General features: G+C 69.7%; 20 protein-coding genes and 1 tRNA gene. 9 read left to right on the top strand and 12 right to left on the bottom strand.

The window, feature by feature from the left end; translation table 11 throughout:
- Positions 1-39: 39 nt before the first annotated feature.
- The 4 genes from FLX07_RS12065 to FLX07_RS12050 all read left to right on the top strand — a co-directional run bounded on the left by FLX07_RS12065 (position 40) and on the right by FLX07_RS12050 (position 2947).
- The gene (locus FLX07_RS12065) at positions 40-633 is read left to right on the top strand and encodes a TetR/AcrR family transcriptional regulator (RefSeq protein ID WP_142570706.1); all 594 of its coding nucleotides are present in this window, start codon (positions 40-42) and stop codon (positions 631-633) included.
- Complete coding sequence (locus FLX07_RS12060) at positions 630-1781, top strand: FAD-dependent monooxygenase (protein ID WP_142570704.1); 1152 nt, start codon at positions 630-632, stop codon at positions 1779-1781. Before FLX07_RS12065 ends, FLX07_RS12060 begins: the two co-directional genes overlap by 4 nt.
- Positions 1782-1822: 41 nt before the next feature.
- On the top strand, positions 1823-2449 hold the full coding sequence (locus tag FLX07_RS12055; RefSeq protein ID WP_142570702.1) for an HAD family hydrolase: 627 nt from the start codon (positions 1823-1825) through the stop codon (positions 2447-2449).
- Positions 2450-2575: 126 nt separating this feature from the next.
- Positions 2576-2947, top strand: coding sequence for a VOC family protein (locus FLX07_RS12050; RefSeq protein WP_208762175.1), 372 nt, complete (start codon positions 2576-2578; stop codon positions 2945-2947).
- Here FLX07_RS12050 and FLX07_RS12045 read toward each other — a convergent pair whose 3' ends face one another.
- The gene (locus FLX07_RS12045) at positions 2948-3523 is read right to left on the bottom strand and encodes an NADPH-dependent FMN reductase (protein WP_208762174.1); all 576 of its coding nucleotides are present in this window, start codon (positions 3521-3523) and stop codon (positions 2948-2950) included. It lies immediately after the preceding gene.
- 264 nt (positions 3524-3787) lie between these two features.
- Between FLX07_RS12045 and FLX07_RS12040 the strand changes: the two genes are divergently transcribed.
- A complete protein-coding gene (locus FLX07_RS12040; protein WP_142570698.1) occupies positions 3788-4231 on the top strand; it encodes a hypothetical protein in 444 nt (147 codons plus the stop codon).
- Positions 4232-4621: 390 nt separating this feature from the next.
- The gene (locus tag FLX07_RS12030) at positions 4622-4996 is read left to right on the top strand and encodes a hypothetical protein (RefSeq protein WP_189104913.1); all 375 of its coding nucleotides are present in this window, start codon (positions 4622-4624) and stop codon (positions 4994-4996) included.
- A gap of 252 nt (positions 4997-5248) precedes the next feature.
- Here FLX07_RS12030 and FLX07_RS37670 read toward each other — a convergent pair whose 3' ends face one another.
- Entirely contained in the window at positions 5249-5449 is a 201-nt protein-coding gene (locus FLX07_RS37670) for an HAD family hydrolase (protein ID WP_142571128.1), read from the bottom strand.
- A gap of 71 nt (positions 5450-5520) precedes the next feature.
- Between FLX07_RS37670 and FLX07_RS37665 the strand changes: the two genes are divergently transcribed.
- Entirely contained in the window at positions 5521-5730 is a 210-nt protein-coding gene (locus FLX07_RS37665; protein ID WP_268239468.1) for a tyrosine-type recombinase/integrase, read from the top strand.
- Positions 5731-5765: 35 nt separating this feature from the next.
- On the opposite strand, the gene FLX07_RS12015 is transcribed toward FLX07_RS37665, so the two are convergent.
- Both FLX07_RS12015 and FLX07_RS36405 read right to left on the bottom strand, forming a co-directional pair.
- The gene (locus FLX07_RS12015; RefSeq protein ID WP_142570696.1) at positions 5766-7553 is read right to left on the bottom strand and encodes an ATP-dependent nuclease; all 1788 of its coding nucleotides are present in this window, start codon (positions 7551-7553) and stop codon (positions 5766-5768) included.
- Between the two features lie 263 nt (positions 7554-7816).
- Positions 7817-7913 (bottom strand) — tRNA-OTHER (locus FLX07_RS36405).
- A 337-nt stretch (positions 7914-8250) separates the two neighbouring features.
- Here FLX07_RS36405 and FLX07_RS12010 point away from each other — a divergent pair.
- The gene (locus tag FLX07_RS12010) at positions 8251-8730 is read left to right on the top strand and encodes a hypothetical protein (protein WP_142570694.1); all 480 of its coding nucleotides are present in this window, start codon (positions 8251-8253) and stop codon (positions 8728-8730) included.
- Positions 8731-9337: 607 nt separating this feature from the next.
- On the opposite strand, the gene FLX07_RS12005 is transcribed toward FLX07_RS12010, so the two are convergent.
- Both FLX07_RS12005 and FLX07_RS12000 read right to left on the bottom strand, forming a co-directional pair.
- Complete coding sequence (locus tag FLX07_RS12005; RefSeq protein ID WP_142570692.1) at positions 9338-10477, bottom strand: acyl-CoA dehydrogenase family protein; 1140 nt, start codon at positions 10475-10477, stop codon at positions 9338-9340.
- A complete protein-coding gene (locus tag FLX07_RS12000) occupies positions 10474-13950 on the bottom strand; it encodes an indolepyruvate ferredoxin oxidoreductase family protein (RefSeq protein WP_142570690.1) in 3477 nt (1158 codons plus the stop codon). The genes FLX07_RS12005 and FLX07_RS12000 overlap by 4 nt, the downstream gene beginning before the upstream one ends.
- A gap of 177 nt (positions 13951-14127) precedes the next feature.
- Between FLX07_RS12000 and FLX07_RS11995 the strand changes: the two genes are divergently transcribed.
- On the top strand, positions 14128-14607 hold the full coding sequence (locus FLX07_RS11995) for an Lrp/AsnC family transcriptional regulator (RefSeq protein ID WP_142570688.1): 480 nt from the start codon (positions 14128-14130) through the stop codon (positions 14605-14607).
- Here the strand turns inward: FLX07_RS11995 and FLX07_RS11990 are convergent.
- The 6 genes from FLX07_RS11990 to FLX07_RS11965 form a co-directional block, all read right to left on the bottom strand.
- Positions 14582-16138 (bottom strand): serine/threonine-protein kinase, encoded by a 1557-nt coding sequence (locus tag FLX07_RS11990; protein WP_142570686.1) that lies wholly within the window; start codon positions 16136-16138, stop codon positions 14582-14584. The genes FLX07_RS11995 and FLX07_RS11990 overlap by 26 nt on opposite strands.
- Before the next feature lie 98 nt (positions 16139-16236).
- Positions 16237-17265, bottom strand: a complete 1029-nt coding sequence (locus FLX07_RS11985) for a LacI family DNA-binding transcriptional regulator (RefSeq protein ID WP_208762173.1) — start codon at positions 17263-17265, stop codon at positions 16237-16239.
- A 33-nt stretch (positions 17266-17298) separates the two neighbouring features.
- Complete coding sequence (locus FLX07_RS11980) at positions 17299-19020, bottom strand: amylo-alpha-1,6-glucosidase (protein ID WP_142570684.1); 1722 nt, start codon at positions 19018-19020, stop codon at positions 17299-17301.
- Between the two features lie 27 nt (positions 19021-19047).
- Positions 19048-19854 (bottom strand): carbohydrate ABC transporter permease, encoded by an 807-nt coding sequence (locus FLX07_RS11975; RefSeq protein WP_142570682.1) that lies wholly within the window; start codon positions 19852-19854, stop codon positions 19048-19050.
- Positions 19851-20756, bottom strand: coding sequence for a carbohydrate ABC transporter permease (locus tag FLX07_RS11970; RefSeq protein WP_229689571.1), 906 nt, complete (start codon positions 20754-20756; stop codon positions 19851-19853). The genes FLX07_RS11975 and FLX07_RS11970 overlap by 4 nt, the downstream gene beginning before the upstream one ends.
- Before the next feature lie 77 nt (positions 20757-20833).
- Positions 20834-21628, bottom strand: a 795-nt coding sequence (locus FLX07_RS11965) for a sugar ABC transporter substrate-binding protein (RefSeq protein ID WP_142570678.1), incomplete at its 5' end; no start/stop codon positions are given.

Raw genomic sequence — 21628 nt, 5'->3', positions numbered from 1 at the left:
CGAGACGGTCGTACGAGAACCGAACGGAGCACGTGGGAGATGGCAGAGGCGTCCGCCGACCGGGGCAGGACCACACGGCAGCGGCTGCTGGGCGCGGCGGCGGCCCTGATCGCCGAGGTCGGCTGGGGCGGCGTGAGCACGCGGATGGTGGCCGAGCGGGCCGGGGTCGCCCCCGGAGTCGTCCACTACCACTTCGCGTCGCTGCCCGACCTGCTGATCACGGCCTCGACCGGGGTCGCGCGCGCGATGCTGGAGGAGCTGACCGGGCGGCTGGCGGAGCAGCCCGACCCCGAGACCGGCGTCGAGTGGCTGCTGGGCGAGCTGTCCCGCTACACGGGAACCGACCCCGCCTCCCTGCTGATCGTGGAGATGTACCTGGCGGCCGCCCGGCTGCCGGAGCTCCGCGACCTGCTGCACGAGATCGTCGCCGATTCCCGCACACAGATCGCCTCCTGGCTGCGTGACCGCGGCCACGCAGGCGACACCGAGGCCACCGCGGCGGTCCTGGTCGCGGCGGTGGACGGCCTGGTGCTGCACCGCGGGCTCGACCCCGGCCTCGACCTCACCGCTCTGGCCGGGCCGCTGCGGGCGATGGTGCGTACGGACGGACACGAGGAGGGCAGTGAGACATGAGAGCGATCGTCTGCGGCGCCGGGATAGCCGGGACGGCCCTGGCCTGGCACCTGGAGCGCGCCGGCTGGGACGTCGAAATGGTCGAGCGCGCTCCGGCGTTCCGCGAGGGCGGATACATGATCGACTTCTACGGCCCGGGGCTGGAGGCGGCCGGGCGGATGGGGCTGCGTCCCCGGCTGGAGGAGGTCCGCCACCCCGTCCACGAGATCGGTTACGTCGACGGCTCCGGACGGCAGACCAGCCGTCTCGCCGTCAAGGAGGGATTCGCTGAGGTGGTCAGCCTGCTGCGGGGCGACCTCGCCCGCGTACTCGCCGAGCAGGTGCGCGCGCCGGTGCGGTACGGCACGACGGTCGCGGCCGTCAGGCAGGACGACGGGGGCGTCGAGGTCGAACTGACCGACGGCACCCGGCACGAGGCGGACCTGCTGGTCGGCGCCGACGGCGTGCACTCGCGGGTCAGGGAGCTGGTCTTGGGTCCCGAGGAGCGCTTCATCCGCTATCTCGACCACCACGTGGCCGCATACGTGGTCGAGGACGAGGACCTCAGCCGGCTGGTCGGCCCGCGCTATCGGATGCTGACCGTGCCGCATCTGATGGCCGGCGCCTACGCGGTGGGCGGGAACCGGCTCGCCCTGCTGTTCCTGCGCCACGAGCCCGACCCCGCCGTTCCCGCCGACCCGGCCGCCTCGCTGCGCGAGCACTTCGGGCAGCTCGGCTGGATCCTGCCCGAGGTGCTCGGCCGGTGCCCGCAACCGCCGGAGCTGTACTACGACCAGGTGACACAGGTCGAGGCCCCGCGGTGGAGCAGCGGCCGTGTGGTCCTGCTCGGCGACGCCTGCCAGGCGGTCTCCCTGTTCGCCGGGCACGGCGCGTCCCTCGCGGTGGCCGCGGCGTGGGTGCTCGCCGGCGAACTGCGCACGGCCGCCTCCGGCGACCTGTCCCCCGCCCTCGACCGGTACGCGGCGCGTATGCGACCGGTCGTGGGCGACGTCCAGTCGTTCGGCCGCCGCTTCCTCCCCTGGATGGCGCCGTCCAGCCGCCTGCGCATCACGGCCCGCGACTGGCTGCTGCGGCTGGCCTCCCTCCCTGGAGCCGACCGGCTCTTCATGAACTCCCTCAGCCCCGGCGGCCACCGCCTCATCACCTGACGCGCGCGGATGCGCCACGCTGCGCGTCGTAGTCTCGGACCATGGCGGCCAGAGCATTCGACGCGGTGCTGTGCGACTTCGACGGCGTCCTGAAATTTCAGGATCTTGAGCAGCAGGCGGAGATCGAGCGGGCGTACGGCGTGGAACCGGGGACCGTGGCACGGGTGACCGGCGAGTCGGCGCTTGTGGTCCCGGCCCTGACCGGGCTGGTGACCCGTGAGGAGTGGCTGGCCTCGGCCGTTCCCGTCCTCGCCGGGCTGGTGGGCTCGGCCGCGCGGGCGAGCGCGCTGACCGCCGACTGGCTGGCCGCCCGCACCTGGGCGGACGAGGAGGTGCTCGCGCTGCTCACGCGGGCGCGCGCCCGCGTCCCCGTCGTGCTCGTCAGCAACGCCACCTCGGAACTGGCCGCCCACCTGCACGAGCTGGAGTTGCACGACGCCTTCGACCACGTCGTGAGCAGTTACGACGTGGGGGTGGCCAAGCCCGACCCACGGATCTTCGAGATCGCCGCCGAGCACGCGGGCGCGCCGCCGGAGCGGTGCCTGTTCATCGACGACCGGGCCGAGAACGTCGACGCGGCGAGGGTGCTCGGCATGACCGGGGTCGTCTACCGCACCCCCGCGGACCTGGAGACGGCGCTGCTGGCGCTGTTCGAGGAGGCGTGCTGAGACGGTGCGGCGGGTGCTCGCCTTCGTGGACCGGCCGCGCGAGCGGTTCGAGGCGGCCGCGGCGTTCTGGACCGCCGTCACCGGCACGCGCCTGTCCTCCCGCCGGGGACGGCCCGGCTCCCGCCGGTGTTCGCCGCCACCCGCCTCGACCAGGTCAGCCTCGACATCGCGCCCGACGCGTACGAGGAGGAGGAGGCGTTCTGGGCGGCGCTGACCGGGTGGTCCCCGCGCCGGGGACCGTTGCCCGAGTTCACGGCGCTGACGACGCCGGGGACGCCGGTGCGGATCCTCCTGCAGCGGCTCGGCGAGGGCCCCGGCCGGTCGGCCCATGTCGACCTGGCCTGCGCCGACCCCGATGCCGTTCGCGCGCTGCACGAACGGCACGGCGCGGTGTGCGTGACGCGGGGGCGGCACTGGATCGTCATGCGTGACCCGGCCGGCGGGGTCTACTGCCTCACGGAGCGGGACCCGGAGACCGGCGTGCTGCCCCCTGCGTGATCAGCCGGCGGGACGCAGGTGCCGCAGCGCGGGGGCGAGCCGGGCCAGTTCGGCCACCATCGCGTCCGCCGCCGAGTTCATGACCTCATTGGGCTGGAGGCGGCCCTCCTCGTCGAGGAGCTGGGCGACGAAGGGGATCGAGACCGCCTCGAACAGCGGCACCATCTTCAGCGTGGTGACGACCTGCTTGAGCATCTGCACGGCCCGCGTGCCCGCGGATACGCCGCCGTAGCTGACGAACCCGGCCGGCTTGTAGTGCCACTCGTGGTGCAGGTAGTCGAGGGCGTTCTTCAGGACGGCGTTGAAGCCGTAGTTGTACTCCGGCGTGACGAACACGAACGCGTCGCCGCGCTCGATGGTCGCGCTCCACTCCTTGGTGTGCTGGTGGACGTACTGCCGGAGGCGGGGGTGGTTGGGCTCGTTCATGAACGGCAGGTTCACCTCCGCCAGGTCGACAAGCTCGACCTCGAAGAGGTCCTGGGCGGCCGCGCGCTCATAGAACCACTCCGCGACCGGCAGCCCGACCCGCCCGGGACGCGTGCTGGCGATGACGATCTGCAGAACAGGCTTCGCCACAATCTCCCCCAAAACACTCATAAGCGGATATAACCGCTCAACAGTATGGTCTGCCCGATGAGAACACCGATCGGGGTGCGCGGCTTCCCGCACTCCGGCTCGATGTCGTGAACGGAAGCGAACCTCTCGGCCCGGCGGGGTCCGCGGCGTCTCGCCACCCTCCACACCGAGGCCACCCACCGTCCGTTCGGCCTACAGAGCATCCGATCTCAATCACATCAACACTGCCACGCCTGGATCGATCCAGAATGTATGCATGACCTCATGATCCAATTACGACGACACCCTCGCGCCGCCGCCGCGCTCGCACTGGTCGGCCTCCTCACCGCCTGCGGCGGGGCCACGACGAACAAGGACGCCACTGCCATCATCGGCGCCCTCGGCACCAACGGAGTGCCCGCCAAGCTCGGCACCGTCTACGACGAGAACACTGACCCGAACAAGCTGCTTGGCCGCCCCAACGGCTACCTCAGCAAGGCCGAGTTCACCGATAGCAGGGTCAATGTCGATAAGGCGGGCAGTGTCGAGGTGTTCGAGGACGCCGACGGCGCCGAGGCCCGCGCCGAGTACATACAGGCGCTCGGGAAGACTCCGATGCTGGCTGAGTACACATATGTGAAGGGGAACGTCGTGGTGCGCGTGGACAAGGACATGGCCCCCTCCGATGCCAAGGCGTACGAGGACGCGCTCAACGAGATCGTCGAATAGATCCGAAACGCGCCAAACGGCCCCGCCTCCGGAAGAGGACGGGGCCGGAGCTGGTGGGCGGGCCGGCCGGACCGCGCAGCAGGTGGCCGCCGATCTGCAGATCAGCGACCAGGCCGAGCCGGCGATGACGCGGCGGGCCGCCTCCCAGCACAGGAAATCGGGGTCTTCGCATGTAAGGGCTACCTGGCCAGGTGACGGCTGATTACGAGGCGCTGGATCTGGTTGGTGCCTTCGAAGATTTGCATGATCTTCGATCCCCTCCGTGTCCACTTGCGAAAATCCGTCGATCAGAAGCGTGACCAGGGGTTACCGTTACGGCTGGCTCTCATCGTTTCTCGCTGTTCTCGGCCATCCCACGGAACAGTGACGGAACAGGGCAGGAGGTTGCCAATGGCGATCCCGAAGCAGGGTTCGCGGCTCATCACCGTCAATGACAGCGTATTCCGCTGGCGCGTCCGCCGTAAGCCCACGTATTGCCAGGGGAACAGCTGGGGGCCGATGACCTTCGCGGTGGAACTTGCCGACGCGTCGAGTCGTGTCCTTTTGGTGTCGCTTCCCTGCTCACGGCCGGACGCATGGTTGGGAGAACGGACGATGGCAATACGGCCAGCGCTTGTGACGGCGGTCATACGCACGGCGCTCGGGCACGGCTGGGATCCGCAGCAAGCAGGCAACGCCTTCGAGCTTGCCCTCACAGATAAGACCCTGACCGAGCTGATGAACAGCCAGCCGCCTGCCTACGACGTCCCTTCCATGCGGAGATAGCCTGCTACGCGACAGCACGACCGTCCGCTTTTCAGGCGGAACAATCGCCCTGCCCGGGTCCCGGAGACTGTGGTCAGAGGGTGGTGGATGGCTGCCGCCGGATGCCTCTGTTGGCCGACGTTGCTGTCACCACTGCTGTCATCGCGCGCCGCCGCCCTCGCTGCATGCCAGCAAGATCTCAATAGCTTCGAGTACATCCGTGACCACATGGTCGGCCTGGTGGTTGGCGTCGGGCCAGGTGCCTCGATCGATCTAGGTCGTTCGGAAACCCGCAGCACCCCCGCCGACTATATCGGCGGTGAGGTTATCACCGATCATCCATCCGCCCTCGGCGAGAGTCACGCCGCAACGCTTGGCCGCGATCTCAAACAATGCAACGTCGGGCTTACGGATGCCTTCAACGCCCGACAGTGCGTAGGCGTCCACGGCCTCGGCCAACCCGGTCTGCTGAATTTTCCCGAGCTGGTTGTCCGCCCTGTGGGACGCCCATGGAGCCGGACAACCTCTGACGTAGCTGGGGAGCCATCCGCAAGGCGGTCGGGCTCGGCGACATGCGCTTTCACGACCTCCGCCACACTTGCGTGACGCTCCTGCTCAACCTCAGCGTCCCGCCCCAGGTCGTCCGCGACATCGTCGGCCACAGCGACATCGAGGTCACGATGACCATCTACGCCCACGCCTCCCTCGATGACAAACGCCATGCCTTGAAGAAACTGAGCCAGACGTTGGAGTAGGAAAGTAGATAGGCGACCAGTGGCGGGCCGCCTATCTACTTTGAGTCAGGTAGCGCATTGATCTCCATCAGGACCTGGACCATTTCTTCAGGCACCTCCTCGACCTTGACATTCTTTGCGATTCCCTCAAATGAAACCGCTTTGAATCCCACTCCTTGGAGAAATCGATTCATCTCGGCGAGGACATCTTTAGGCGGGCAGTTTGAATACCGAAAATCGAGACTTCCCCACTTAGCCCGGAATTCCTGCTGCGCTTCTCTATGGAGGGCAACCGTCTCGCGAGGATTGTACCTCTTCTCGTTCTGGACCTCCGCGAAAAAACGAGAAAAGATGGGATCCTCCATGCCTGCCACTATCCGATCAAGCTCAGTCGAGACTGTTTCCGTCGGACACTTGCTAAGGCGCGATATGACAGTGGGCAGCAACAGGTAGCTCTCAAGCTCTTTCCTGTTCCAGACGTGAGCCTGAAATCCCGCGTCTTTCAGCTTCCCCTCGACAGCGGCGACCTGCCGATCTGTCCTGTAGTCTCTGTCAAGAAGGATCATTGAGCGCACAGCGTTTTGCAGGAATTGATCAGCGAACCACTTGAACGGCTCTACATGGTTCCAGTTCGAATAACCATTGATGGGTACTACAGCAAGCGCGGTCTCCTGAATGATTCGTTCTAGCCCGAGCTGCCTGCCCAGAAGTTTGAGAATTTTTTGATCTTTACCTTCGATGAAGAGAACGCCCCGCGCTCGGAGAGCGCGCGCCAAACCAAGATTAAAGGCACTTCCCAGTGCAGCATCCAATCCTGCCATGGATTCATCTTTGGGTGAACGGATGGCTCTTGAACGAGTTTTGTCGACCCACACGATCGCATCCCGAGGCGCTTCCGCCAGCACCTCGCTGGAGTGCGTCGCCAGCACCACTTGTGCGCGCAACGAGTCGAGCAGGCGCACCAGTCGACGTTGCAGGTCCGCGTGTAGGAATACCTCCGGCTCGTCTAGAACGAGCGTCGGAAGGCTCTGCGCTCGATAGAGGTGCATAAGGAGTTGGAGCCAGATTTGCACCCCGTCCCCGGCCCATACGAGTTCTTTCTCTACGCGACTTCCTGGCTCCGTGTAGAAAACATCAATGCTGGATTCCCCATCGGCGCCGTATCGACTTAGCGGCTTCGACAGCTTGATCCCGCCCAGCCAGGGGTTGGCAAAGTCTAGAAATCCCTCCCACTCGCCGTCGCCTACGAGCATCCGGAGATTGTTCCTAAAGTGGCGACTACTCAGCCTCGTCGCAAAGTTTTTGCGAACGTAGTCGTCACTCAAGATCTGTTCCTCATGCTCCAGAGGAGATAGCGTAGGATTGATACCGACTGTTGGGTATCCTTCCCTTACTTCCTTCGGCGTTCGCGGTACCCGGCCATCCTTATCGAGCAGGTAGAAAAACGGCTCAGATCTTTCCTCATCGCCAGAATCAGGAAGCCACACCGCACGCAATTTATATCCCGAGCGCCAGGTGAGCTCCAGGCTCGTCTCTTCATTCCGGAAGTCGAAGCGGATGCTTTCGTTCAACGCCTCGAACTCCCTAATAGGCGTTGGGTGCGCCTGAACCCACACGTCGCGATGTTGGCATGCAAGCGATGGACGAGTTCTACGTGCCAGTCGCAGGCACGCTTCCGCCAGACGGAGTGCAGTGAGAACGGTACTCTTCCCTGCGCTGTTTGGACCCACGAGGAAGGAGGTATCTTGGAAATTCATGGCGAACTTCTCGAAGGCTTTGAAGTTACGCAGGCGCATGTCCTTAATCATGGTCTTATGCCACCGATACCTGTCCTTGAGAGCCATCTATTGAAGGATGGCTAAGTTTACGGATGGTATCCACGCCACTGCAACACGTATTCAATACGGGGACATCACGATTGTGGGGAGTCGACTTCTGAACACGAGGGCACCCAACGCCCATGCCGGCCGTACTTGCGGAGAGGCGCCACCGACCCAACTCATCCTGCGAGCCGCATCGCTCTGGTCGTTGCTGTCAGCGTTGGTGTCACTGGAGATCAAAAACGCCCCGGAGCGTGATCGCTTGGGGCGTTTGGGCTGTTCAAGGGTGGTGGTCAGGGGCAGGGTCGAACTGCCGACCTTCCGCTTTCAGGCGGAGCAGTCACCCTGCTCGGCTGACGGAGACGTTGCTGCAGGCACTGCTGTCGCCTCAGCCATGGTCACCCGGTGGCAAGGCCCGACGGAGGAGGGCCTTGCCGGTGATCGCCCCAGCCCGTACAACGGGCACCGAAGTCCGCGGTCGTCACGGCCTCAGCCACCGTGCCGCCCTCAGATCTGTAGCCAGTTCGACCGCGTCCACATCCGTACACGAACAGTCAAAGGTCCTGCCTTATGACGTAATCGGGCGAAGGAGAGGCCCACAGTCGTCGAGGACAGTCCAAGGTGGTTGTTAGCGACTGCGTTAGCAAGATCACGAGATGTGGAGGCAGAACCGGAACGCTGAACACATGACGGCGGCACGCGCGCGTGATCCACTGGTCACATGGAGAGCGTGGTGACGAGCCTCGTAGCAATCTTGGGAACACTGTTGGGAGCCACCGCCACATATGTTTTCCAGATACGGACTGCCAAGCAGGCGCGCCAGTCAGCGCGGGAAGAACGACTGTGGCAAGAACGTCTGGCGGCGTACAGCACCTTCGCCGGCGCACTTACGGACTTCCGGAAGAGCCAGAACGACCGATGGCACAGGGAGCAGGAAGACTCCCAGAGCCCTGCGTACGCTACCGCACGCGATGAGTCCTATCGCCAGCGCGCCAACGCGACGGCCGCGCTCTTCAGGCTGCGACTGGTCACAACGAACCAGAAACTCGATAGCTTGGCGTCGTTGGCATTGAGGCTGGCCGAGGAAATCCACGACGCTACAGATGAACAAGATCGTGCTGAGCGAGGCCGGAAGGCCCGCCGAGCCCTTCTCGACTTTGCTCAGGCAGCGGCAATTGATATCCAGCAGCTCCGCGTGTAGCGATCTCGAACTGCCGACGGAACCGTTGTCGTCTTGAGCGTCTGCTTGCGAACGGGAGCCGAGCACGACTTGGAGAGGCTTCGGCCCTGCTTGGACATGTGCTGGAGGATGTCAGAGTGAGCCACAGTGCGGTCCCGTTGCTGTGCTTCTCTCCTGTACAGCACCACCACCGCAAGTGCCCAGCCCGCTCATCCGGTGGCAAGGGGGCCCGTACCGCGGGGCCCGTCAGGCCCGAAGAACAGAAGCCCCGCGGTAGCCTGACCTTCCGCTTCCGAAATGAATTGGATGCAGGAAACACGCATATCGAGTTTCCGATCAAATGCGCAGAACGCGTCAACACGAGGTTGCCCTGGCGGTCAGTGCGTGGTCGTCGTTGGCCGCAACTGGCCGAAGACCGCAGCGCGGTCAGCAACTCTGTGGGTTCACCGTCCGCTTCCACAATGCTCGGCTCCCACGGCCGTGCCCGCAAGGCGATTGACGACCGCCTGTTCCGTCCACGCGAGGTCTCTTACGGAACAGGGACGGAACAAGGATCAATTGGAACTACTCCCACACACGACGAACCCCGCCACCCAGCAGGGGAAGCGGGGTTTTCGCCTGTCAGAGGCTACTTGGCGAGGTGGCGGCTGATGACCAGGCGCTGGATCTGGTTGGTGCCCTCGAAGATCTGCATGATCTTGGCCTCGCGCATGTAGCGCTCGACGCGGAACTCGCGCGTGTAGCCGTAGCCGCCGAGGACCTGGACCGCGTCGGTGGTGACCCGCATCGCGGTGTCGGTCGCGACGAGCTTGGCGACGCTGGCCTGCCTGCTGTACGGCAGGCCGGCGTCGCGGCGGCGGGCCGCGTCGATGTACGTCGCCCGGGCGCAGTCCACCCCGGCGGCCATGTCGGCGAGCAGGAAGCCGAGCCCCTCGTGGTCGATGATCTTCTTGCCGAACGCCTCGCGCTCCTTGGCGTACGCGACGGCCTCGTCGAGCGCGGCCTGGGCGAGGCCGACGGCGCAGGCGGCGATGCCCAGCCTGCCGGAGTCGAGTGCGCCGAAGGCGATGGACAGGCCCTGGCCCTCCTCACCGATGCGGCGGTCGGCGTCGATCAGCACGCCGTCCCAGTGGGCGGTCGTGGTGGGGACGGCGTGCAGGCCCATCTTCTCCTCGGGGCGGCCGAAGGTCAGGCCCTCGGCGGCGCCGGGCGCGAGGAAGCAGGAGATGCCGTGCGAGCCGGAGCCCGTGCGGGCGAACAACGCGTAGAAGTCCGCCCGGCCGCCGTGGGTGATCCACGCCTTGGTGCCGGTGATCCGGTAGCCGCCCTCGGTCTTCTCGGCCTTGCAGGTCAGAGCCGCGGCGTCCGACCCGGCCTGGGGCTCCGACAGGCTGTAGCCGCCGATCAGCCGCCCGGCGAGCATGTCCTGCAGCCAGCGCTCCCGCTGCTCCGGTGTGCCGTACACCGCCAGAGGCAGACAGGACAGCGTGTGCACGCTGACCGCGACCGCGACGGCGGCCCACCGCGCGGCCAGCTCCTCGATCACCTGGAGATACACCTCGTACGGCTGGCCGCCGCCGCCGTGCTCCTCCGGGTAGGGAAGGCCGAGGAGCCCGGCGGCCCCGAGCGTGGCGAACAGCCCCTCCGGGTAGGTCTCCGCGCGCTCGTGCTCGTCGACGCGGCGGGCGAGTTCCTTGTCGGCGATCTCACGGGTCAGCTCGATGAGGTCCCGGGCGTCCGGGCCGGGCAGCAGACGGTCGACGGTCACGATGACTCCTGGAGGACGGGCGCGTTCAGCTCGGCGAGAAGGGCGGCGGCGCGGTCGCGGAACTCCGCGACACGGGCGAGCTTGATGTCCTCGTACCCCCGGATCAGGTCCGGCAGGGCGGCGATCTCCGCGACGGCCGCGGCGGTCGCCGGGGTGAGCCGGTCGAACGCGCGCCTCACCAGCTCGCGGTACTCCACCACCAGCGTACGCTCCACCCGGCGGACGGCGGCGTACCCGAACACGTCCAACGCGGTGCCGCGCAGCACGCGGGCGGCCCGCAGCCCGCGGAACACGACGCCGGCGGACCGGCGCAGCCTGATCTTGCGCGTGAGGCCCATCGCCCGCAGCAGCGGCGGGTGCAGCAGCACCGACACGGCGGCGCCGGGGCCGAACTCCCGCTCGCGCCGGGCCCGCTCCACCGGGTCGAGGTGCAGCCGGGCGACCTCGTACTCGTCCTTGTACGCCATGAGCCTGTGCAGGCCCCGGGCGTAGGCGAGCCCGATGCGCGCCCCGGCCTCCTCCCCCGCCCGTTCGGCGGCCAGCGCGGCCACCCGGCGCACCTCCCGGGCGTACGAGCGGGCGTAGGCCGCGTTCTGGTAGCCGGTCAGATCGGCGACGCGTACGGCCAGCGCCTCCTCGATCGCCCCGGTTCCCGCCGCCTCGCGCAGGGCGGCGTCGTCCACCGGAACGACCGGCGGCTCCGGAGGGACGGCAGCCCGGAACACGGCCTCGCGGTCGATCACGGCGGCCCGCCCCCAGCGGAAGGCGGCCAGGTTCCGCTCCACGGCCGCACTGCTGGAACCACCGTTGAGGCGAATGGCCCGCTCGATCGCGTCCGCCGAGATCGGGATGCAGCCGTGCTGGTAGGCCGCGCCGACGAGCACGAGGTTGGCGGGCATGTGATCGCCGAACAGCGCCTCGGACAGCGCTCCGGCGTCCAGGTGGAGGCCCGTGCCGGGCACGGTGGCCGAGGCGATGCGGGCGATCGCGTCCCCGGCCCCGGAGAGCGCGGCGCGGCCGGTGACCATGGCGGCCGTCGGCACGATCGCGGTGTTCACGACGGCGACCGTGCGCCCGGGCGAGGCGACGGCGAGGGTGTCGTCGGCGGCGGCGCCGAGCGCGTCGAAGCCGATGAGGACGTCGGCGGTGCCGCGGGCGGCGCGCACCGAGCCGGTGATCGGGTGGGGAGAGATCCGCACGTCGCTGACGACGGGGCCGCCCTTCTGCGCCAGCCCGGTCTGGTCGAGCCCGGCGGCGTGCAGGCCGTCGAGGTGGGCGGCCATCTGCAGGATCTGCGAGACGGTCACCACCCCCGTGCCGCCGATGCCGGGCATCCGCAGCAGCGCCGCGCGCTCAGGGAAGCGCGCCACGGGCTCGGTCAGCGCCACCGGCGGCTCGGGCACCGTACGCGGGGTCCGAGGGCGAGGCTCGACGAGCAGGAACGACGGGCAGTCGCCCTTGAGGCAGCTCAGGTCGGAGTTGCACGACGCCTGGTGGATGCGGGTCTTGCGGCCGAACTCGGTCTCCACCGGCTGCACGGACAGGCAGGTGGAGGCGTCCCCGCAGTCGCCGCAGCCCTCGCACACGCGCTCGTTGACCACGACCCTGGCCGTCGGCGTGGGCAGTTTCCCGCGTTTGCGCAGCCGCCGCTCCTCGGCCGCGCAGCGGTCGTCGTGGATGAGCACGGTCACCCCGTCGACCGCGGCGAGCTCCCGCTCCACGGCCGGGAGGTCGTCGCGGTGCCGTACGGACGCGATCGACGCCAGCCGGACGCCCCGGTAGGTCTGCGGCTCCGGCGTGGTGACCACCACCCGGCGCACCCCCTCGGCCGCCAGCCACCGCGTCAGCGCCGGGACGTCGAGGCGGCCCTCCGCGCGCTGCCCGCCGGTCATCGCGACCGCGTCGTTGTAGAGCAGCTTGTACGTCATCGAGACGCCGGCCGCGACGGCGGCGCGTACGGCCAGGGAGCCGGAGTGGTGGAAGGTGCCGTCGCCGAGGTTCTGGGTGAAGTGGCGGTCGGAGGTGAAGGGGGCCAGGCCGAACCACTGGGCGCCCTCGCCCCCCATCTGCGTCATGCCGACCTGCCTGCCGCGTCCGTTCCCGTCCAGGGCGATCATGGCGTGGCAGCCGATGCCCGCGCCCACCAGCGTGTCGCTGGAGGCCCGCGTCGCGGCGTTGTGCGGGCAGCCCGAGCAGAAGTACGGCGTGCGGGCGGCGACCAGCGGGAGCATGACGCGGCGCCGGGCAGGGGCGGGCGCCAGGATCGCCGCTTGGCGGGGCAGGCGGTCCGGGCCGAGACAGGTGGCGAGCGCCCCGGCCACGTCCTGCGCGCCGACCGTGCCGCGCGCCGTCAGCAGTTCCCTGCCGATGACGTCGGGGCGCTGCCCGGTGTCGTACAGCGCCTGCTTGAGGTGCCCCTCCAGGAACGGCACCTTGTCCTCGACCACGAGCACCCGGTCGAGCCCTGCGGTCATGGCGGCGAGGTCGTCGTACGCGAGCGGGAACGGCATGGCGAGCCGGATGAGCCGCAGGCCGAGGTGGTCCATCGCGGCCTCGTCCAGGCCGAGGTCGGCGAGGGCGCGCAGGACCACGGCGTAGGAGGTGCCGGACGCGAGCACGCCCGTCGTGGCTCGCGGCGCGTCGTGGGTCACCCGGTTGAGGCCGTGCGCGCGGGCGTACTCGCGGGCCAGGCCGAGCCGGCGGGTGAGCATGTCGTGCTCGGCCTCGAGCGAGGCCGGGCCGACCAGGGTGGGCGGCGCCCCCCGGTCGGCGCGGTCCGGCACCGGGACGCCCGACCGGATGTCGTCGCGCAGCGGTCCGAGGTCGACGGTGGCGGAGGCGTCGGCGACGTCGGCGACGATCTTCAGGCCTGCCCACAGGCCGGTGGCCCGCGACAGCGCCACCGCGTGCAGCCCGAGCTCGACGACCTCCGCCACGGAGCCGGGGGCGAGCAGCGGCATCGACAGGCTCTGGCACATCGGCTCGCAGGAGCTGGGCACGGTCGAGGACTTGCTGCCGGGGTCGTCGCCGATCCAGGCGACCGCCCCGCCGAGCGGCGCTGTGCCGGCGAGGTTGCCGTGCCGGATCGCGTCGGCGGCCCGGTCGAGGCCCGGGTTCTTCCCGTACCAGAACCCGGTCACCCCCTCGTGCCGACGGCCCGGCACCTGGGCGAGCAGCTGGGTGCCCGCGACCGCCGTGGCCGCGAGCTCCTCGTTGAGGCCGGGCCGGGCCACCACGCCCGCCTCCGTGAGGAACCGCGCGGCCCGTGCCATCTCCAGGTCGACGCCGCCCAGCGGTGAGCCGGGGTATCCGGAGACGAAGACCCGCGTGTCCAGGCCGCGCTCGGCGTCGAGGCGGCGCTGCTCCAGGGTCAGCCGGACGAGGGCCTGGACGCCCGAGATCAGCACGGTGCCGTGCTCGGCCGCGTACTTGTCGTCGAGCGAGACGGGAGACGTGGACGCGGGGGCAGACACGGTGCGAACCTCCTGAGTTCCGAGGGTGACCCACAGCACACCAACGCCCTGGGCGTACGCGCAAGCATCACGCGGGAAACGGCCGACAAGACGCAAAAAGATGGAGAAGTCCGCGTTGGACGCTACTGTTCTTTGCGCCGCGCCGGTTGGACGGGCCGGCTGAAGAGGGAGCACGCCATGGCGGAGATCGACGACATCGACCACCGGCTGCTGCGCCTGCTGCGCGAGGACGGGCGCAGGACCTTCTCCGAGATGGCGGCCGAGATCGGCCTGTCGGTGGCCGCCGTCAAGCGGCGGGTCGACCGCCTGCGGGAGATCGGCGTCATCACCGGCTTCACCGTGCGGATCGACTACGCCAAGCTCGGCTGGGGCATCGAGGCGTTCACCGAACTGCGCTATCCGGGCACGACCCCGGTCGGCAAGATCGTCCGTACCGTCACGGACGTGCCGGAGGTGCAGGAGGTGTTCACCATCGCCGGGGACCCGGACGCGCTCATCCACGTCCGCGTCCGCGACCTCGGGCACCTGCAGCAGGTCATCGACCGGCTGCGCCGCGCCGGCGACGTGACCGGCACCAAGACCCTGCTCGTGCTCGGCTCGTGGACCCGCGACGTCGGCGCGGTCGAGGACCTCAGTCGCCGCCCCTCCGCGCGCTGAGGCCGGCGGCGTTCAGGAAGTCGACGAGCGGGCCGTCGGCGAGCCGGCCGTCCTGGTGCGCCTGCTGGAGTTTGCCGAGCAGGTCGCGGACGCGCTCCGCGGCCTTGTCGCCCCCGTCCCCGCCCCGGCCACTGCCCCTTCCCCTGTCCCGGCCCCTGGGCATGTCCCTGGACATGTCCCTGGCCGTCCTCCTGATCTCCTCGTGGGCGTCGCGGGCCAGCTTCGGCTCGATGCCGCCCCGGCGCTCCTGCTCCTGCACGGCGTGGTCGAAGGCGGCCAGCCACTCCTGGTAGCTGCGGTAGACGCGGCGCGCGGACGGCGTGGGAGACGGCTTCGGGGACGGCTTCGGGGACGGCCTGAGAGACGGTGTCCTGCTCGGCCGGGGCGTCGGAGCGGCCGAGCCCTTCCTCTCCGGGGTGGGTGAGTCGCCGGCGGCCGCCGGCGACTGGGCCGCGACCGCGGATTCCGCCTGCCCGCCGCCGCCGGACAGCGCCGCCACCCCGATCGTGACCGCGGCGAGGCCCGCCACCGCGGCCCCGAGCCGGATGAGCGTGCGCCGCTCGGGCGACGCCCCCGCCCCACGACCGGCCGCGACGCCGGGCGGCGGGGCGTCGAGCAGCGCGGCGTCCAGCAGCGTGGCGTCCAGCAGCGCCGTGTCGCCCGCACGCGCGCCGTACGGCGCCTGCGGCATCCCGGCCTCGCGCGGCGGGTTCCCCGGGGCGAGGGCGACGGCCGCCAGGATCCGGCGGGCGACCTCCGCGTCGGCGGGCCGGCCGGCGGAGTCCTTGGCGAGCAGCGCCATGATGAGGCGCTCCAGCTCGGCGGGGATGTCGGGACGGTGCCGGCTGGGCGGCACCGGAGCCTGGTGGATGTGCTGGTAGACCAGCTCCGGGGCCGACCCGGTGAACGGCGGATGCCCGCACAGCAGCTCGTAGCAGACGCACCCCAGCGCGTACAGATCGCAGGCGGACCCGCCGCCCCTGCCGTCGATCTGCTCCGGAGCCAGGTAGGCGGCGGTGCCGACGACCGCGCCCACCATGGTGAGCCGCGCCGCCTCGGTCGCCACCTGGGCGACGCCGAAGTCGACCACCTTGAGCACGCCGCTCGCGGTGAGGTGCAGGTTGGCGGGTTTGACGTCCCGGTGCACGACCCCGGCGCGGTGCGCGGCGTCCAGGCCCGCGGCGGCCTGGCTCATGAGACGGCACGCCTCCGCCACGCCGTACCGGCCCCGGTCGAGCAGCTCCTCGGCCAGGCTGCGGCCGGTGAGCAGCTCCATCACCAGATAGGGCCGCGCGTCCTGCTCGCCCACGTCGAGCACGGTGACCACGTTCGGGTGCACCACGCGGGCGGCGGCGCGGGCCTCACGGGCGAAGCGCTCCCGCGAGGCGACCCCGGCGACCTGCGGCGCGAGGATCTTCACCGCCACGGGGCGGTGGGCCCGCAGGTCCCGGCCCCGCCAGACCTCGCCCATCCCGCCCCGGCCGATCAGCTCCTCCAGCTCGTAACGACCGCCGAGCGTGGACGGCACCACTCCCGAACCTCCCCATGGCCACTCGCGCCCCGATGATCGTGAGCCAACCTATCCTCTCGGGCAGACGACACGAGAACGGCCGGATCGGCGGAACCCGTTCACGGCGGCGGCGCCGTGCTCGAACGCAGAGAGATCGGCGGGGCGAGCAGAACGTTGCGGGGCGGCGTGCCGGGCTCGGCCAGTCGCTCGGCCAGCAGTTCCACGGCCCTTTCCGCCATGTCGGTGATCGGGACGTCGGCCGCGGTGAGCGGCGGATGGAACTCCTCGGCCCAGTGCCGCCCCACGACCCCGGTGACGGAGATGTGCCGGGGCACCGCGCGCCCGAGGCGTCGCAGCGCGCGCTCGATGCCGGGCAGGGCCGCCTCGTTGATCGTGACGAGGCCGGTGACTCCCGGCCGGGCCGCCAGCAGGTCCTCGATGAAGGTCTCGCCCGCCGCCGCCTCGTCGGGGCAGCACGACGCGGTCGCGGACAGGGACCGTGCCGCCGCGGCGGCCTCGAACCCGTCCAGGGCGCGGCGGGCCGGGCCGTAGCCGGAGTCCAGCAGCTCTCGCGGCCGGTTGATCAAGGCGATCTCGCGGTGCCCGAGGTCGGCCAGATGACGCACACAGCTCGCGACGAGCCCTTGGTAGTCCAGATCCACCCAGTAACCGGTCGCGGCGTCCGCGGTGTGGCCGATCGCGACGAAGGGCACACCCGACTCCCGCAGGCGGGCGGCCCTCGCGTCCCGCAGCCGGACCTCCATCAGGATCACGCCGTCGACGCGGCGACCGCGGACCATCCGCTCGAACGAGCGGTCGTGCTCGCCGCCGCTGGGCGACAGGAGCACGTCCAGTTCGCGCCGGCCGGCGGCGGCCACGACATCGGCGACGAAGCCGAGCTGGATCGGGGTCAGCCGCCGCCCGGCGGGCGGGATGACCAGGCCGATGGCACGGGTGCGGCCCTCCGCCAGGGCTCTGGCGGAGGCGTTGGGCCGGTAGCCGACGTCGTCGATGACCTGGAGGATGCGTCGGCGGGTCGCGGCGGAGACCGCGCGCTTGCCGCTGAGAGCGTAGGAGACCGTGCTCCGCGACACGCCCGCCCGCTTGGCGATCTCCCCGATGTTCACCCGTCCCCCGCGGCAGCTCATCGACGCGATGCTTCGAATCGATTCGACCGCAGGCTACGCAGGCGTCCGCGGTCGTGTCAAAGCCGCCGCCTCCGCCGTCTGCGTCCGCCGTTCGCGCCGCGCTTCGTCGGCGGCGGCGAGGATGAGGTAGGCGCTGGCCGTCCAGGTGTAGGCGCGGTCGCGCAGCCCCTCGCCGGTGCGCGCGTCGAAGTTCTCCGCGAAGCCGGACCGCTCACAGAGCGCGCGGAAGCGGGCGCTGATCTCGTCGGCCAGCCCGACGTGGCCGGCGCGGCGCAGGCCGTCCTCGATGAGCACGGTCGACGGGGCCCAGATCGGTCCCCGCCAGTAGCCGTCGTCCTGGTAGTGCTCGGACTCGGGGTGCTCGGTGGCGGGCCCGAACGCGGTCAGATGCGCGGCGATGCGTGCGGCGAGCGCCGTGTGCACCGGCTCGGGAAGCTCGTCGCCGAGCACGATGGGCATGAGGTCGAGCAGGCTGGAGCTCGACCAGGTGCGCCCGGAGTTCGCGCCGCGGGCGACGAAGCGGTCCCCCGTCCACAGCTCGGCGAGCAGCGCGTCGCGCATCCGGTCGGCGGCGCCCGACCAGTGGGCCGCCGCGGCCGGGTCCGGGGCCCGGCGGGCCAGCTCGCGCAGCTGCAGGACGAGGAAGGCGGCCAGGTCGGCGGTCTCGACGACGCGCTCGGGGTCGAAGGTGGTGGCGTTGTCCCAGCCGCTGTCGTTGCCGTGCTGGTAGTGCGGCAGGTCACCGCCCGGGACGCGCCGCGCCGTGAGCCAGAAGGTCGTCCAGCGTTCCAGCAGCCGGTAGATCTCCTCCGGCTCGGCCGCCGGCGGGAGGCTGCGCAGGGCCCAGCCGTGGATGGGCGGCTTCACGAAGTTGTAGAGGATCTCCGAGTGGGTGACGGAGTCGGGCAGCGCGCCCGCGTCGTCCTGGTGGTCGAAGGGCAGTCGGAACTGGTCCCACGCCAGGCCCGGCAGGCCGTCGGCGAGGGCGATGGCGTTGAAGCAGTGGTCCCAGCTCCACACCTTGTCCATCCAGTGCTTGGACATCAGCACGGCGGGCCGGGTGACGAACCCGGCCGGACGCACGGTCGCCGACCACAGGACGTAGGCGGCCAGCTCGGCCGCGGGCGTCCGGTCGCTGCGCCAGGGCGCGACCGCCGCGGTGAACGCGTCGAACTCGGCCCGCGCCGCCGCGGCCACCTGCTCGAAGGCGTCCGTGCGCGCATAGGGGGCGCGCGCGGTCTCGTACTCCTCGACGGCGATCTCCCACTCGCCGCTCAGGACGACGCCGCGTTCGGCGGTGCCGAGCGCCTGGGCGCCCCGCGCCTCGGCCTGACCGGCGAGCACCGTGATCCGGTAGCGGCGGCCGGTCTGGTAGACGGTGAAGACGAACGATCCGTCCACCGGGTCCTGGTAGAAGTACGGGCCGCTGAACGGCGTCAGGGCGGGGTCGGCGGCCAGGAGGCTCAGCCCGAGGCCCCGGCCGCGCAGCCGCACCGTGTCGGCGTTCTCATAGGCGAGGTCGATCCGGCCGTCGGCGCGGCTCCAGGTGAGCTGGTGGGGCGTGGCGGTGACGTCGCTCTCGGCGGACGGCGCCAGCCGCAGGATCGGATGCATGCCGGTCTGGTGGGAGACCAGGTGCACGTCCGGGGCGTAGGTCTTCTGCGCGATCACCGGCGAGAAGCCGAACCAGGAGCCGCGGTAGCTGAACGGGATTTCCCGCAGGGAGAACACCGGGCCTGAAGCGGCGACGGTCATGAAGAGGGGGTCCCTTCTCGGAGAGGCTCAGTCCTTGACGGCGCCGGCGGTGACGCCCGCGGCGACGTAACGCTGGGCGACGATGAGCAGAACGGTGGCCGGGATGGAGGCGACCACGGCGGTGGCCATGATGGCGTTCCATTCCTGGTTGTTGTTGCCGATGTAGTGGTAGATGCCGAGCGTGATCGGCTGGTGGGCGCCGCCCTGGTCGAGGGTGGAGGCGAAGACGAAGTCCGACCAGGCCCACAGGAACGCGAACAGCGACACCGTGATGATCGAGTTGCGGGAGACCGGCAGCACGATCGAGACGAACGTGCGCATCACCCCGGCGCCGTCCACGCGGGCCGCCTGCAGCAGTTCCTCGGGGATGCCGGACATGAACGCGGTGAGGATCAGCACGGCGAACGGCACCGCGAGGGTGGAGTCGGCCACGATCAGCCCGGGAACGGTGTTGAGCACGCCGGTGGTGAGGAAGATGGCGTAGAAGCCCATCGCCATGATGATCCCCGGGATCATCTGCGCGATCAGCAGCACGAAGCTCAGCACGCCGCCGCCGCGCGGGCGCAGCTTGGCCAGCGAGTACGCCGCCGGCGCCGCGACCAGGAGGGTCAGCACGACGGTGCCCAGCCCCACGACGAGGCTGGTGGCGAGGTAGGGCCCCTGCTGCTCCAGCACCGCGCGATACCCCTCCAGCGTCCCGTGGACGGGGAACCAGTACGGCGGCGACTTGCGCATGTCCTGGTCTCGGGTGAACGAGACGTTGATCATCCAGTAGACCGGGAACAGCATCACCGCGGTCAGCGCCAGCCCGATGACGGTCGTGAGCCGCCTCATGCCGCGGCCTGCCGTCGCTGCACGCGGATGTAGACGAGGCCGAAGGCCAGCGCCATGAGGATCAGCAGATTGCCGACCGCCGCGCCGGGGCCGAAGGAGGGCAGCATGTTGCCGAATCCCAGCCGGTAGGACCAGGTGGCCAGCGTCGTGGAGGCGTCGCTCGGCCCGCCCTTGGTCATGATCCAGATGATGTCGAACACCTTGAGCGTGTAGACCAGCCCCAGCAGGACGGTGATCGCCGACACGGGACGCAGCAGCGGGAAGGTCACCCGCCAGAACCGCTGCCAGGCGCCGGCCCCGTCCAGCGCCGCCGCCTCGTACACGGCCGATGGGATCGCCTGCAGGCCGCTGTAGAGCACGACCAGGTTGAACGGGATGCCGATCCAGATGTTGGCGATGATCACCGACCACAGCGACCAGTCCGGGGAGGTCAGCCAGTTGACCGGCCCGACGCCGACCCAGCTCAGGGCGGTGTTGACCACCCCGGACTCGCTGTTGAGCATCCACGACCAGGTCGAGGCGGACACGATCAGCGGCAGCAGCCACGGCACCAGGAACAGCGCGCGCAGTGTGGCCGACAGCCGGAAGTTCCGGCTGAAGAACACGGCCAGGGCGAGCCCGATGACGAACTGGAAGGCCAGCGACACCAGCGTGAACACGATGGTGTGCCACAGCGCCGGCGCGAAGGTGGCGTCGGCGAACACCTTGGCGTAGTTGGCGACTCCGGCGAACGGCGCGTCGCCCTGCACGAACGAGCGCACCGTGTAGTTGCGCAGGCTCAGCTCGACGTTGCGATACAGCGGGTAGGCGTAGAAGATCAGCAGGTAGACGACGACGGGGGCGAGGAACGCCCACGCCGCCCACTGCTGCGCCGCCCGCTTCCCCGGCCGGGTGCGTGCCACCCGGCGCTCCCGCCCCTGAACGGGGGCGGGGGCGGGGGCGGAACGCACCGGCGTTCGCGGCACTCGGCTCGTGCTCATTACTGGGTCGCGCTCGCCGCCGTCGACTGGGCCGCCGCCATCGCCTCCTGAGGAGCCGTGGAACCGCTCAGCGCCGCCTGCACGGCGCCCCACATCGGCTCGGAGATCTTCGGGTACTTCGTGCCCAGGTTGTCGCTGGTACGGCCCTTCGCGGCCTTGACCGCCTCCACCCACACCTTGAGCTCGGCGTTCTGCTCGACCTGCTTGGCCTGCACCGCTTCCGCCGGCGCGATGTACGACAGCGTGGTCGTGGTCGCCAGGGAGTTGTCGGTGCTGGTCAGGCAGCTCACGAGCTTCTGGGAGGCGACGTAGCGCGCGGTGTCCGACTGCACCGGGATGCTCACGAACTCACCGCCGGTCGGGGCGGGGGCGGTGCCGCCGTCCTTGGCGGGGATCGGGATGATGCCGTAGTCGAAGCCGGCCTTCTTCGCGTTGGCGAGCTGCCAGGTACCGTTCTCGGCGAAGGCGAAGTCCCCGGTCGCGAACTCCTGCCAGCTCGTGGTCTGGGTGTTGTTGATGACCGAGTTGGGCGCGTAGCCCTTCTTCAACCAGTCGGCCCACAGGGCCACCGCCGAGACGCCCTCGGGTGAGTCGAGCTTCGTGAGGTTCGCGCCCGAGCCCCAGAACCAGGGCAGGAACTGGAAGCTGCCCTCCTCTGTGCCGATGGCCGAGAACGTGATGCCCTTCTTGCCCGCCGCCTTGACCTTCTCCAGCGCCGCGGTCAGCGACGCCCAGTCCTTCACCGCGTCCGCGTCCACCCCGGCCTTCTTCAGCACCTCCTTGTTGTAGTAGAG

The organism is Microbispora bryophytorum, assembly GCF_006874465.1.
Taxonomy (GTDB): Bacteria; Actinomycetota; Actinomycetes; order Streptosporangiales; family Streptosporangiaceae; genus Microbispora; species Microbispora bryophytorum.
This window is presented reverse-complemented; position numbering and strand designations above follow the sequence as displayed.

Coding starts and splice junctions, on each gene's coding strand:
- FLX07_RS12065 (WP_142570706.1), top strand. CDS start 40: ATGGCAGAGGCGTCCGCCGACCGGGGCAGGACCACACGGCAGCGGCTG.
- FLX07_RS11985 (WP_208762173.1), bottom strand. CDS start 17,265: ATGAGCTGCCGCGGGGGACGGGTGAACATCGGGGAGATCGCCAAGCGG.
- FLX07_RS11980 (WP_142570684.1), bottom strand. CDS start 19,020: ATGACCGTCGCCGCTTCAGGCCCGGTGTTCTCCCTGCGGGAAATCCCG.
- FLX07_RS12010 (WP_142570694.1), top strand. CDS start 8,251: ATGGAGAGCGTGGTGACGAGCCTCGTAGCAATCTTGGGAACACTGTTG.
- FLX07_RS12040 (WP_142570698.1), top strand. CDS start 3,788: ATGATCCAATTACGACGACACCCTCGCGCCGCCGCCGCGCTCGCACTG.
- FLX07_RS12060 (WP_142570704.1), top strand. CDS start 630: ATGAGAGCGATCGTCTGCGGCGCCGGGATAGCCGGGACGGCCCTGGCC.
- FLX07_RS11975 (WP_142570682.1), bottom strand. CDS start 19,854: ATGAGGCGGCTCACGACCGTCATCGGGCTGGCGCTGACCGCGGTGATG.
- FLX07_RS12055 (WP_142570702.1), top strand. CDS start 1,823: ATGGCGGCCAGAGCATTCGACGCGGTGCTGTGCGACTTCGACGGCGTC.
- FLX07_RS11995 (WP_142570688.1), top strand. CDS start 14,128: ATGGCGGAGATCGACGACATCGACCACCGGCTGCTGCGCCTGCTGCGC.
- FLX07_RS12030 (WP_189104913.1), top strand. CDS start 4,622: ATGGCGATCCCGAAGCAGGGTTCGCGGCTCATCACCGTCAATGACAGC.
- FLX07_RS12015 (WP_142570696.1), bottom strand. CDS start 7,553: ATGGCTCTCAAGGACAGGTATCGGTGGCATAAGACCATGATTAAGGAC.